Origin of the sequence: Hyphomicrobium sp. (assembly GCF_051860585.1) — a bacterium.
GTDB lineage: Bacteria > Pseudomonadota > Alphaproteobacteria > Rhizobiales > Hyphomicrobiaceae > Hyphomicrobium_C.
Genome location: NZ_JBHYDS010000004.1, coordinates 15,263 through 27,819, shown reverse-complemented (window position 1 = coordinate 27,819; position 12,557 = coordinate 15,263). Strand labels below are relative to the sequence as shown.

Here is a 12,557-nt window from a genome sequence, read left to right as displayed (position 1 = left end):
ACAGGGCATCTCCCCAGCCTCAATGGACGCACGACCCATGGCCACGCCGCTTCCTCGCCTCACGCTCGTCATCGGCGGCGCGCGCTCGGGCAAAAGCCGTTTCGCGGAGGGACTTGCGACGGCTCATCCCGCGCCCTGGATCTATGTCGCGACCGCGGAAGCGCATGACGACGAGATGGCGGACCGGATCACCCATCACCGGAGCCGGCGCGCGGAAGGGTGGACGACGATCGAGGCGCCGCGCGATCTCGCGGGCGCCATCTTGGCGCAGCACGCTTTGTCGATTGCGGCGAAGCACGCAGGGGCGTCCGTCCTGCTCATCGACTGCCTGACGCTTTGGCTGACCAACGTCATGCTCGGCGGCGGCGACGTGGAGCGCGAACAGACGCGACTTCTCGAAGCGCTCGCTTCGGCTGCGATTCCGGTCATCGCCGTCTCGAACGAAGTCGGCATGGGCATCGTGCCCGACAACGCGCTGGCGCGCGCGTTCCGGGATGCCCAGGGCCGCCTCAACGCGGCGGTGGCTCAACAGGCCGACCATGTGGTGCTGATGGCGGCCGGTCTTCCGTTGACGCTCAAGGCGCCTTAGCGCAATGGCGCGCGCGTTGATGTTCGCGGGCACGGGCTCGGATGTCGGCAAATCGCTGATCGTTGCCGGGTTGTGCCGCGTGTTCCGCCAGCGCGGGCTCGACGTGCGCCCATTCAAGCCGCAGAACATGTCGAACAATGCAGCCGTGACCGCCGACGGCGGCGAGATCGGGCGGGCTCAGGCGCTGCAAGCGCTGGCGGCTGGCGTGCGGCCAACCGTGCACATGAACCCGGTGCTGCTGAAGCCGCAGAGCGATACGGAAGCGCAAGTCGTCGTGCAGGGCCGCGTGGCGGGAGTTGCGCAAGCCGGCCGCTATCACGAAGCCAAGCGAAACTTGATGGCGCCCGTGCTCGACAGTTTCCGTCACTTGGCTGCCGGGGCCGATCTCGTGCTCGTCGAAGGCGCCGGCGCAGTCTCGGAAATCAACCTGCGCGACAACGACATCGCCAATCTCGGCTTCGCGCGCGCGGCGGGTGTGCCCGTGATCCTGATCGGCGACATCGAGCGAGGCGGCGTGATCGCCAGTCTCGTGGGTACGAAGACCGTGCTGCCCATCGAGGATGCGGCGGCGATCTGCGGCTTCGTGGTCAACAAGTTTCGTGGCGACCCACGGCTGTTTGCCGAAGGCATGACGGCGATCGAGCGGCTGACGGGCTGGCCGTCGCTCGGGCTCGTGCCCTATTTTCGCGACGCCTCGCGCCTTCCTGCCGAGGATGCGCTGGCGCTCGATGCCAGGACGGGCGCGGGAACTCAGAGCGGCAAACCGCTCGTCGCCGTGCTCGCCTATCCGCACATCTCCAACTTCGACGACTTCGATCCGCTGCGGCTCGAAGAGGAGATCGATCTCGTGTTCGTGCGGCCTGGCGAGGTCTTGCCTGCCACGGCACGATTGGCGGTGCTGCCGGGATCGAAGGCGACCATCGCGGACCTGCGTGTGCTGCGCGAGACCGGGTGGGACATCGATCTTGCGGCGCACGTCCGGCGCGGCGGGCACGTGCTCGGCATCTGCGGCGGCTATCAGATGCTCGGGACCTCGGTGGCCGATCCGGCGGGTCTCGAAGGCCCGGCACAGACGGTTCCCGGTCTTGGGCTGCTCGACGTGGCGACGACGCTTTGCGGCACAAAGACGCTGCGCGACGTGACCGGCTCGGCATGGGGCGGCGGCGCGCCTTTCACGGGCTACGAAATGCATGTCGGTGAAACCGTGGGAGAGGGCACGCGGCGGCCGCTGCTTGCCATTGCGGGCGGCCGGCCGGACGGGGCGGTGGCCGCGGACGGACGCATCGCGGGCTGCTACGTGCATGGATTATTTGCCCATGACACACAACGGGCTGCGTGGCTTGAAAAGATCGGGGCACGGCCCTCCGACCTCGGCTACGCGGCCGACATCGAGGCGACGCTCGACCGGCTCGCGGATCATCTGGAGCGGCATCTGGACTGCGCGGCGCTTCTCGCGCTCGCGCGCACGATCCCAGGGTAACCCCGCCCTCTGCTGTCTGACTACTTATCAGGCATGTTGACTAAAATAGATGCACAACGGGACCTCGTTTGCCTATACAGGGCCCGCCCCGGACGCCGCCGAGCCCCAAGAGGCCATGAGCGAAGTGTTCGGGAGCGCGGGCGCGTCCGCAATACGCGCCTGATCATGACCGGCTTTAGGGATGCCTGACGATATGCTCGACGAGAAACTCGAACCTATTTACGCGGAAGTGCTGCGCCGGAACCCTGGTGAGGACGAATTCCATCAGGCCGTGCGGGAGGTGCTCGAGTCGCTCGGCGCCGTCATCGCCAAGCATCCCGGCTATGCCGACAATGCCCTGATCGAGCGCATCTGCGAGCCGGAGCGGCAAATCATTTTCCGCGTGCCGTGGGTCACCGACACCGGCGAAGTGCAGATCAACCGCGGCTTCCGCGTGCAGTTCAATTCGGTGCTCGGGCCGTACAAGGGCGGGCTGCGCTTCCATCCGTCGGTGATGCTCGGCACCGTCAAGTTCCTCGGCTTCGAGCAGGTGTTCAAGAACGCCCTCACCGGCATGCCGATCGGCGGCGGCAAGGGCGGGTCGGACTTCGATCCGAAGGGCCGGTCCAACGGCGAGATCATGCGCTTCTGCCAGTCGTTCATGACTGAACTCTCGCGCCATCTCGGTGAGCACACGGACGTTCCGGCGGGCGACATCGGCGTCGGCCGGCGCGAGCTCGGCTACATGTTCGGCCAGTACAAGCGCATGAGCAATCGCTACGAGTCGGGCGTGCTGACGGGCAAGGGCCTGACGTGGGGCGGATCGCGCGTGCGGACGGAAGCGACCGGCTACGGCGCGGTGTTCTTCGTCGAGCGGGCGCTCGCCACGCGCAAGCAGGGCTTCGAGGGCAAGAAGGTACTCGTCTCCGGCTCGGGCAACGTCGCGATCTACACGATCGAGAAGATCCATCAACTGGGCGGGCGCGTCATCGCGTGTTCGGATTCCAGCGGCTACGTCGTCGACAACGCGGGCATCGACCTCGCGTTGCTCAAGGACATCAAGGAAACGAAGCGCGGGCGCATCGGGGATTACGCGATTGCGCGCGGGACGGGCACGACGTTCGTCCCTGGCGGGCGCCTCTGGGATGTGCCAGCCGACATCGCGATGCCTTCGGCGACGCAGAACGAACTCAACGGCCAGGACGCGCGCACGCTGGTGAAGAACGGCGTGATTGCCGTCGGCGAAGGCGCGAACATGCCGAGCACGCCGGAAGCCGTGCGCGTGTTCCAGGACGCGGGCATCATTTTCGCGCCCGGAAAAGCCGCCAATGCCGGCGGCGTGGCAACAAGCGCGCTCGAAATGCAACAGAACGCCTCGCGGGATTCGTGGAGCTTCGAGGTCACGGAACAGAAGCTCGCGACCATCATGAAAGATATTCACGACCGGTGCGCGGAGGTGGCGGACGAGTACGGCTCTCCCGGCAACTACGTGCTGGGCGCGAACGTCGCCGGCTTCATCCGCGTCGCGGATGCCATGGACGCGCTCGGCGTCATCTGACGCCGTGGACGCACTTGGCGTCAGATGACGCCGGGATCCTCGCGGCGCCTACCACAGCAAGAACGCCAGGATGGCGAGCAGGCCGAGCACGGCGGCCTGGATCAGGTAGGCGATCCGATAGAGACGCAGCGCGCGGTGAATATCAACCGCGGTTGCGTCTCGCCTGCCGGAACCCATCCACGCGTCGTCGATGCTCTTTCCGCCATAGCTGCGGGGACCCGCCAGTGCGAGCCCCAACGCTCCCGCCATCGCTGCCTCCGGCCATCCTGCGTTCGGCGAGCGATGACGCGGCGCGTCGCTCAAGGCGCTTTGCGCGGCGGCCCGCCAATCAGCTCCGCGAGTGACACGCGCCGCGAGCGTGATCCAGATCGCAGTCAGGCGCGAGGCGGGTAGATTGATCAGGTCGTCGAAGCGGGCGGCCGCCCAGCCGAAGGCGAAATAGCGCTCCGACTTGTGGCCGATCATGCTGTCGGCAGTGTTGACTGCCTTGTACGCGGCGCAGCCCGGCAGGCCACCCACCACGAGCCAGAACGCAGGCGCGACGACGCCGTCGGAGAAATTTTCGGCGAGGCTCTCGATGGCGGCGCGCGCGACGCCTGCTTCATCGAGCGACGCGGGATCGCGGCCCACGATGCGCGCGACCGCCTGACGTCCGGCGGCGAGACCACCCTCCTCGAGGGCGACGGCGACGTCGGTCACATGTTCATCGAGGCTGCGGCCGGCCAGCAACGTGCTCGCCAGGGCGGCCTTCAGGATTAGCGCGGCAACCAACGGAAGCGCGAGATCGATCACCTCGTCGATCAGAAGCACGATCGAGACGACGACGAGCAGGATGGTCGCAAGGGCGAGGATGCCGCGCAGGCGTGCGCGCGCGGGCGACAGATGGCCCTCGTTCCAGACCTGCTCAGCGCGCGCGATGAGCGCACCCATCCAGGTGACGGGATGGCCGATGCGAGCCACGAGCGCGTCGGAATAGCCGACGAGCGCCTCGATGAAGAGCGCGAGAAAGGCCAGCGCGAACGTCATACCTCTCCCCGTCAGTCGGCCGCGAGATCAGCGTGCTAGCACAGCCGGGGCCGTGGAGGAACACACCTCACGCGAGCGCACCTCCATCCTAGGCGAGTATCAGGAGCAGGAGCAGCGCCGACTCGGTGATCTCGATGCTCGCGCCGTGGCAGTCCCCGTTCACGCCGCCGACCCGCTGGCGCCAGTAAAGCGCCAGGCCAAAGGCTATCGGGACGGCCGCGATCAGCATCGGCGCGACGAACAGCGAGACAATTGCGAGGCCGACGCCTTCGAGCGCGACGGCGCGCGGGTCGACGCCGGCGGCTAAGCGGCTGGCCAGCCCATCTCCCAGCGGCGGGACCGCGCGGGCGATGACAAGCGTTCCCCAGCGCGCCCATGCCGCCGTGAGGGCCAGCGCCGCCGCCATGGCGAGCAGATCGCTCTCGGCGGCCTGCATCATCGCCGCGAGCAGCACGAGCTTGGTTGCGATTTGGAGCGCGATGGCGATCACGCCGAATGCGCCGGTGTGCGGATCGCGCGCCACTTCAATGAAGCGCTTGGGATCGCCATGGGCTGCACCGAGCCCGTCCGCGACATCGCCGAGGCCTTCGAGATGCAGGCCGCCCGTCACGGCCGTCCATGCCAAGAGGGCCAGCAGCGCGCCGACCCATGGGCCTGCGCCGGACCCCAGCGCGGCGGCCAGCGCAACGATCAGCCCCACGATGGCGCCAACGACCGGCAGCCAGGGCGCGGCACGGCCCAAATCACCAGCGCGTTCCGGTGCGAAGCCCGGCGCCGGAAGCCGTGTCAGAAACGTCAACGCCGTGAGAAATCCGCTCATGCTTCCCCCTCTTCTGGCCCCTCTTCTGGCCCCTCTTCTGGCGGCTGGACGATTTCGACGAGTTCGCCCCAGAGGCCGTGCGCGTCCGCCCATCCCACGCGCAGCGAAACCCGCGTTGCGTGCGCCAGGCGAATGGCCCACAGGCGTTGCAGCGGAATGGCGAGGAGCACCGACAGCGCCATGCGGATCGTGCCGCCATGGGCGACGACGAGTACGCGCTTTTGTTCGTGTTGGGTCAATGCGCGCAGTGCCGTTTCCACACGGAGACGCACATCGGCGAGCGGTTCGCCGTTCGGCGGAGAATTGGCCTCCGGGTCAGCTTGAAAAGACGTGAAGCGCGCATCGTCGGCGAGATCGGTGAGCAGTTGGCCGTCCCAGTCGCCGAAGTCGATCTCGCGCCATGACGGATCGGTTGCAAATTGGCGCGCGCTCCCCGCCGCGAGGGCGGCGGTTTCCTGCGCGCGCCTGAGCGGAGATGAAACGATATTGTCCCAGGTGCGGCCGGCGACTTGCGCGGCAACGGCCTTGCGGCCGGCGTCCGTTAGGGACGCATCCGTGCGGCCGAGCAGACGGCCCTCCGCTTCCGTGCGTCCATGGCGGAGAAAATCGATGGCCGTCACATTGATAGATGTCACGGGGCGTCCCGGTTCGTTACGGCCGCCTCCGCGAATGTCGCCATGCCGTTGTGGAGCGCGCAGGCCAATCGCAGGATCGCGAGTGCCGACGCCGCGCCCGAGCCTTCACCAAGACGCAAGCCGAGATCGAGAATGGGATCGGCAGACAGGGCCTCGAGCACGGTGGCATGACCCCGTTCGGCGGAGACATGGGAAAACATCAACCACGGACGGACGCCCGCATTGAGGCGTGTCGCCACGAGTGCGGCCGCGGTCACGATGAACCCGTCGACGAGGACGGGGCACCCGCGTTGAGCCGCGGCGACAATCGCCCCCGCGAGCGCGGCGATTTCGAATCCGCCGACGGTCTGCAGGACACGACGCGGATCGACGCCGGCGCGTGCGAGATCATGGCGTGCGAGACCCTGCGCGATGACCGCGATCTTGTGCGCGATGCCGGCTTCGTCGAGCCCGGTGCCGGCGCCCGCGACCTCCGCGGGCGGCTTGCCGAGAAGCGCCGAAGCTATCGCCGCGGCCGACGTCGTGTTGCCGATACCCATTTCGCCAAAGAGAACGAGATCGGCGGGGCCGGCCGTCTCCACGGCGCGGCGTCCGGCGGCGAGCGCTTCGTCCAGTTCATCGCCGGTCATTGCGGCTTCGACGGTGAAGTCGCGCGTGCCGCGGCGCGTCTTGTCGGAGGTCACGCCGGCCATCGGCTCCTTGGCCAGCGTACCGGCATCCACCACCATCAATGGCACGCCAAGCTCACGCGCTAGGACGGCGACAGCCGCGCCGCCGGATGCGAAGTTGCGCAGCATCTCGACAGTCACGGCGGCGGGAAAGGCCGAGATGTTCTGCGCGGTGACGCCGTGATCGCCCGCAAAAAGAATGATGGGGGCTGCCGCCGCGCGCGGGCGATCGGTCGCCTGCAAAGCCGCCAGCGTGACCGCGAGGTCTTCGAGGCGGCCGAGCGAGCCCGGCGGCTTGGTGAGCTGGGACTGGCGTTCGCGCGCCGCCGCCTCGTTGGCAACGGACGGCGTCGGGCAGACAGTCTCGATCCAGCGGCTGGTCATGGCATTCCGTATTTTTTGGTCGTTTCACGGTCTCCGCGCTGCATGACACGGCCTGGGGCGGGCGGCAACTGCGGCCGGGATTGATGGGGCGGCCCGGATGTGGGAGCAGAAGTCAGGCCAAACGACGATCGGGACAGGTCAAGGACGGGCGATGAAGCTCAGACGCGTCATGGATGGGGCGGTTCCGGCCGTGCAGGTTGCAATCGCGGGCGGCTGGGTCGACGTCGCCCGCGCGCTTCAGGGCACTCAATTCGCAACCGATGCCGAGCGCGCCTTATGGTGCACCGATGCCATCGCGCTGCTCGGTGCACCGGCCGCCGTGCACCGGGACATGCTGGAACGCGCCGCGCGGATTTCGCCTCTTACCGATGATGCGCGGGTGCCTGTGTTGCCGTTCGCGCCGCGCTCCTTCCGCGACTTCATGCTGTACGAACGACACGCCATCGACGCGGCGCGCGGTTTCGTGCGCACGTATATGCCGCGCGCGTGGCCGCTCGTCAGGGCCTGGGAGGCGACCGTCGGCCCGCCCTTTCCCCTTCTCAAACCGCACGCGCTCTGGTCGCGTCAGCCGATCTACTACATGGGCAATCACCTTGCGTTCGCTGGCGACGGCGACATGTCCATTCCCGCCTACACGCAGGCGCTCGATTACGAGCTGGAGCTTGGCTTCGTGCTGTCGCGCGACTTGATGGACGCTTCGCCCGCGGAAGCGGAGGCGGCCATTGGCGGGTTCGTGGTCGTCAACGACTTCAGCGCCCGCGACGTGCAGCATGCGGAGATGCGCTCGGGGTTCGGGCCGCAGAAGGCCAAGCATTTCCGGAACGGGCTTTCGGCGGAGATCGTCAGCGCCGACGAGATCCTGCCGCGCTGGCGCGATCTCACGGGCTTCGTTCGCCTCAACGGTGAGTTGATCGCGGAGCCGCAGACAGCGGGCGGGCGCTGGTCGCTCGGTGAGGCCGTGGCGCACGTGTCGCGTTCGGAGCGTCTCTTCCCCGGCGAGCTGTTCGCGACCGGCACGCTGCCCGGAGGCAGCGGAATCGAACGCGGCCGCTTGCTGGAAGCCGGAGACGAGATCGAAATCGGCATCACGGGCGTCGGCACGCTGCGCAATCGCATCGTTGCGCCCGCGCGCGGATCATGAGGGAGACGCCTGCATGAAGGTCATCGATCTGTCGAAGCCCGTGCAATTCAATCGTGACGATCCGTTCTTCATGCGGGTCAAGGTTACGCACAAGCCGCACTGGATGGCGAAGGTTCTCGTGCGTCTGCTCGGCCTCCCCTTCCGTCTTTTCCCACGCGACTTTGCGGGCTGGGCCGACGACACCGTGAGCATGGGCGTGCATGCGACGACGCATATCGATGCGCCATGGCACTACGGGCCGCAGTCGGGCGCGGCGCCCGCGCAGACCATCGACGAAATCCCGCTCGACCGCTGCATCGGTCCGGGCGTCGTGCTCGATCTCTCGCACAAGGCCGACGACGATCCGATCACGGTCGCGGACATGGAGCAGGCTCTCGCGGTGTCGGGCGCGACGCTAACAGACGAGACCATCGTTCTGATCCGCACGGGCCGCGACCGCCTGATGGGCACGAAGGATTTCTGGCAAACGGGCACCGGCATGAGCGCGGCCGCTACCGAATGGCTGCTGGACCGGGGCGTCACCGTCATGGGCATCGACCAGTGGGGTTGGGATTTGCCGTTCCGCGCCCAGATCGCGAAATCCAAGGCGACCGGGGACGCCACGCTTTTCTGGGAAGCGCACCGCGTCGGGCAGCGGCGGCCCTATTGGCACATGGAGCAGCTCACGAATCTCGGCGCGCTGCCGCCGCATGGGTTCGAGGTGGCGGTATTTCCGCTCAAAATCGTCGGCGCGTCGGCTGCGCCGGCCAGGGTCGTCGCCCTCATGCGCTGATGACAGGATCGGCTAGCGCTTTGTTACGGTTCACCTTAGTCGCCAATCATCGGCGTCCTGCACAAAAATAAGTGGCTGCCGGGGATGCGGATCGGGAATTTTTCCCTGTAGAATGGGATAACGTTCTCATCCGCACGCAGGGCACCAATGAAGCCGCCGAAAACCGAGCCCATCTCGACCCAGTTGGACCCGAGCCACCCGAACCACGACGCCATCCTGCTCAAGCAGTCGCGGCTCGCGGCGCACAGGCGCCGGAGGCTCGAAAACAGCGGCGCCCTGCCGTCCGAGCCTCCAGCCGCCAAGAAAACCGCAAAAGCCCGTAAAGCCCCTCGCCGTCGCAAGGACGATTGAGACGCCGATCCCCTGCGCGGGTTGATCGGCCGGATAACCTCCCCATGTCTGCGGAACGATCGCACGAGACGCGCGCTTTTCGGAAAGATCGCCGAGACGCGACGGCGCCTGCTGGGAGCATCCGACATGACCGACAATTTCGATGACGATGTGCGAAGCCTCGCGCCCAAGTTCGCCCCGTCCCGGCGGGAGGCGATGCTGACCACGCTCGCGACCGGCTTTGCGCTCGCCACGCAGCCCGTGGCGGCGGAGACGACCATCACCACCGGCACGTCCGGGCTCGAAGCGGGCGAGATCCAGATCCCCACCGCCGACCGCGCCGTCCCCGCCTATCGCGCCATGCCGGCCACGGGCGGACCGTTTCCGATCGTGCTCGTCGTGCAGGAGATCTTCGGTGTGCACGAGCACATCAAGGATGTCTGCCGGCGTTTCGCGAAAGCGGGCTACATGGCGATCGCGGCCGAGATGTTCGTGCGCCAGGGCGATGTTTCGAAGCTCAAGACCATCGACGAGATCCGCCCCATCGTCGCGACCGTGCCGGATGCGCAGGTCATGAGCGACCTCGACGCGGCCGTCGCCTACGCGACGGCATCCGGGCACGGCAACGGCGACAAGCTGGCGATCACCGGCTTCTGCTGGGGCGGGCGGATCACGTGGCTCTATGCGGCGCACAATCCGCAACTACGCGCGGGCGTCGCCTGGTATGGACGCCTTGTCGGCGAACCGACGAACGTGACACCAAAGCATCCGGTCGATATCGCGGCCGATCTCAAGGCTCCGGTCCTCGGCCTCTACGGCGGCGCGGATCAGGGCATTCCGCTCGATACGATCGAGAAGATGCGATCGGCCTGTGCGACGGCCGGCAAGACGTGCGAGATCGTGGTGTTCGAGGGCGCCCCGCACGCCTTCCATGCCGACTACCGGCCGAGTTACCGCGCGCAACCGGCGCAAGAAGGCTGGAAGCGCACGCTAGCGTGGTTCAAACAGTACGGGGTGGTCTGAGGCGATGGCCGACTGAAGGCTGCCCAGCAGCGTACCGCTGCGCCGCCGGGCAGCCCGTGGCGGCGGAGACGACCATCACCACAGGCATGTCCGGGCTCGAGGCGGGCGATCGGCGAAGTCCACAAGCACGGCGCGGCCGGACATCAATAGTTATGTCGCGAACCGAACTCCGGCATTTCCTTCGACAGGAATGAGACAATGATCGAATCGCGAACGGTATTCGCGCCCTTGATCAGCTCGCGCCCGTGCCAGCTTCTCCGATCCGGCCGACTGTTCACCGCGAAGGTGCCGGCACTGTTGGGAAGGAACGGAAATCTCCCGACCTCTTCAAATCTGTTGCCGAGCAGCCGGTTCAGCACGGGCCGCTCGCGATAGAGCGAGGTTCCGAGATCCTTCGGATCGTTTTTCTTGGCCAAATAGAACATCATGGTGACGACACGCGGTTCGCCGTCGGGATGCGGCTTGATCGAATAGTCCTCATAATCCCGCACAACCATCGTGTAGACGTATGCCTTCTGCTTTGGCACATCGTCCTCCGGGACGTTCAATCTCAAGGCGATGTCTCTCCGTAGCGATGAGTAAACCACCTTCTGGAATTCAGGCGCCGCAAGGGCCGTTCTAATATCCTCCCAGAGTTGACGGGTTTCCGCGGGGATTTTCGGCATCTCCACATCCGACAGAAGAATCCGGTCGCGCGTGGATTGTCCCGCAGCGTTCTTCCACTGCTTGATATTGATGGGCAGGTAGGCTTCGCGCCCCGGGAGGCTGGCCCGGATGTCCTCGTAGACGTCATCGGGGAAGGCATTCTCGGTGGCAAAATGCTGGAACGGCTCATCGACGACGCCGCTGCCGCCAAAGCGTTCGACGAGGTGATTGACGATCCGTTGCGCCCTGTCAGTGCGTTGATCGATCGCTAACGCGCTCATTATTCTTTCCTCCAAACACCCTACAATTGGTTCGGCACGTAAAGTGCGTTGAAGCCAATTTCGTCCAGCTTCGCGCCCGCATAGCGGGGCCGCGCCCATCGGCCAGAAATGTGCGTGTCGATGTGTTTGTAGCCGCACGATTTCATGAACGCGGCTTGTTCCGTGTAATCGCCAGGCTGCACCTCCATCAGGATGGTTCTTGGGCGATTGTCGGACCGCAAAAGTTTTTCCATGCCACGCGCGATCGGTATTTCGATCCCGTCCGTATCGATCTTAATCAAGTTCGGCGAACGGATAACCTCGCGCTCGATCATGGTGTCCACGGTCATGGTGACCTTGCACTCGGTACCGACTGAGGCTTTCATTTCAGGCCCGCCCTCGACTTGAAGCTGGCTGCCTGAGGCGCCATGGCGCCACCGCTTATACTTAAACGGCACAAAGCCATCCTGCCCGGAAACCGCGATCGACAGAACGGAAACTCGATCCTGAATCTCGTTCGCTGCAATGTTCTGAAGCAACTGCGAGGCATTGCCGAGGTGCGGCTCGCAAGAATACACGTGCCCTTCCGGTCCGAGATGCTTGGCAGCGAACACAGAAAAGACGCCGATGTTGGCGCCGATATCTAGAAATACATCGGTGGGCTTCAGGTTGGATCGAATCCAGTCCGTTGTTTCGGGCTCCTTTCCAAGAAAGGACTTGCCGCGCTGGTAGGATTCAAAAGATTCCGAGGAAAACCTGTACTTCACTCCGTCGAAAGGATCCGTGACTTTAACCGAGAAGCGCATCGCGTCGCGCAAATCGTACCAATGGCGCATTGGAAGCCATCGTAGTTTCGGAATTTTGTATCGAAGATCGGCGATTGAATCCATTCGTGCGCGCCCCCCTGGCGACGGATACCACCTTAGCATCCGGATTTTGTCGAAATCTAGCGCGGATCCTTAAGCGGAAGGGGGTTTCCGATCTTAAGGCCATAAAACATCTCCGAATTCGGCGTGTGCCGAAACTCCGGATTTGATGCGCGAAATATCGCTAGCGGTTCGATCGCGAACGGCACGGTGGACGAAGGCGAGTTTTTTCACCACGGTCGACGGGACGACGAACGGATAGAAGTCGGCGTGGCCCATGCTGCGATTGATCGTTCATCGCGAGTGTCGATGGAATCCGGCGTTCGAGCAGCGCGTCGAACGTCTCTTCCCGACAAATATCGTACGTCTCGAACGGCTGCC

Annotated in this window: 14 protein-coding genes; 7 read left to right on the top strand and 7 right to left on the bottom strand. The window is 65.5% G+C overall.

The window, feature by feature from the left end:
• Positions 1–37 precede the first annotated feature (37 nt).
• From cobU to gdhA, 3 genes are all read left to right on the top strand, one after another.
• Positions 38–589, top strand: a complete 552-nt coding sequence (cobU, locus tag ACTIFK_RS07720; RefSeq protein ID WP_439542479.1) for a bifunctional adenosylcobinamide kinase/adenosylcobinamide-phosphate guanylyltransferase — start codon at positions 38–40, stop codon at positions 587–589.
• A 4-nt stretch (positions 590–593) separates the two neighbouring features.
• On the top strand, positions 594–2,069 hold the full coding sequence (locus ACTIFK_RS07715) for a cobyric acid synthase (protein WP_439542478.1): 1,476 nt from the start codon (positions 594–596) through the stop codon (positions 2,067–2,069).
• Positions 2,070–2,262: 193 nt separating this feature from the next.
• Positions 2,263–3,606, top strand: a complete 1,344-nt coding sequence (gene gdhA, locus ACTIFK_RS07710) for an NADP-specific glutamate dehydrogenase (protein WP_439542477.1) — start codon at positions 2,263–2,265, stop codon at positions 3,604–3,606.
• 48 nt (positions 3,607–3,654) lie between these two features.
• Here the strand turns inward: gdhA and cbiB are convergent, their stop codons facing one another.
• The 4 genes from cbiB to cobT all read right to left on the bottom strand — a co-directional run bounded on the left by cbiB (position 3,655) and on the right by cobT (position 7,139).
• Positions 3,655–4,632 carry an adenosylcobinamide-phosphate synthase CbiB gene (gene cbiB, locus ACTIFK_RS07705; protein ID WP_439542476.1) on the bottom strand — a complete coding sequence of 326 codons (978 nt, stop codon included), beginning with the start codon at positions 4,630–4,632 and terminating at the stop codon, positions 3,655–3,657.
• A gap of 88 nt (positions 4,633–4,720) precedes the next feature.
• Positions 4,721–5,452, bottom strand: a complete 732-nt coding sequence (gene cobS / locus ACTIFK_RS07700; protein WP_439542475.1) for an adenosylcobinamide-GDP ribazoletransferase — start codon at positions 5,450–5,452, stop codon at positions 4,721–4,723.
• The gene (locus ACTIFK_RS07695; protein ID WP_439542474.1) at positions 5,449–6,087 is read right to left on the bottom strand and encodes a histidine phosphatase family protein; all 639 of its coding nucleotides are present in this window, start codon (positions 6,085–6,087) and stop codon (positions 5,449–5,451) included. Before ACTIFK_RS07695 ends, cobS begins: the two co-directional genes overlap by 4 nt.
• A complete protein-coding gene (gene cobT, locus ACTIFK_RS07690) occupies positions 6,084–7,139 on the bottom strand; it encodes a nicotinate-nucleotide--dimethylbenzimidazole phosphoribosyltransferase (RefSeq protein ID WP_439542473.1) in 1,056 nt (351 codons plus the stop codon). Before cobT ends, ACTIFK_RS07695 begins: the two co-directional genes overlap by 4 nt.
• A 151-nt stretch (positions 7,140–7,290) precedes the next feature.
• On the opposite strand from cobT, the gene ACTIFK_RS07685 reads away from it, so the two are divergent.
• From ACTIFK_RS07685 to ACTIFK_RS07670, 4 genes are all read left to right on the top strand, one after another.
• Entirely contained in the window at positions 7,291–8,280 is a 990-nt protein-coding gene (locus tag ACTIFK_RS07685) for a fumarylacetoacetate hydrolase family protein (protein ID WP_439542472.1), read from the top strand.
• Between the two features lie 13 nt (positions 8,281–8,293).
• Entirely contained in the window at positions 8,294–9,052 is a 759-nt protein-coding gene (locus ACTIFK_RS07680; RefSeq protein WP_439542471.1) for a cyclase family protein, read from the top strand.
• 147 nt (positions 9,053–9,199) lie between these two features.
• Positions 9,200–9,403: a hypothetical protein gene (locus tag ACTIFK_RS07675; protein WP_439542470.1), complete on the top strand. Its 204-nt coding sequence runs from the start codon at positions 9,200–9,202 to the stop codon at positions 9,401–9,403.
• Positions 9,404–9,529: 126 nt separating this feature from the next.
• A complete protein-coding gene (locus tag ACTIFK_RS07670; RefSeq protein WP_439542469.1) occupies positions 9,530–10,405 on the top strand; it encodes a dienelactone hydrolase family protein in 876 nt (291 codons plus the stop codon).
• Between the two features lie 143 nt (positions 10,406–10,548).
• Here the strand turns inward: ACTIFK_RS07670 and ACTIFK_RS07665 are convergent, their stop codons facing one another.
• The 3 genes from ACTIFK_RS07665 to ACTIFK_RS07655 form a co-directional block, all read right to left on the bottom strand.
• Complete coding sequence (locus ACTIFK_RS07665) at positions 10,549–11,430, bottom strand: hypothetical protein (protein WP_439542468.1); 882 nt, start codon at positions 11,428–11,430, stop codon at positions 10,549–10,551.
• Positions 11,352–12,146 (bottom strand): FkbM family methyltransferase, encoded by a 795-nt coding sequence (locus ACTIFK_RS07660; protein ID WP_439542467.1) that lies wholly within the window; start codon positions 12,144–12,146, stop codon positions 11,352–11,354. The genes ACTIFK_RS07665 and ACTIFK_RS07660 overlap by 79 nt, the downstream gene beginning before the upstream one ends.
• A 147-nt stretch (positions 12,147–12,293) precedes the next feature.
• Positions 12,294–12,455 carry a hypothetical protein gene (locus ACTIFK_RS07655; protein WP_439542466.1) on the bottom strand — a complete coding sequence of 54 codons (162 nt, stop codon included), beginning with the start codon at positions 12,453–12,455 and terminating at the stop codon, positions 12,294–12,296.
• Positions 12,456–12,557: the final 102 nt, after the last annotated feature.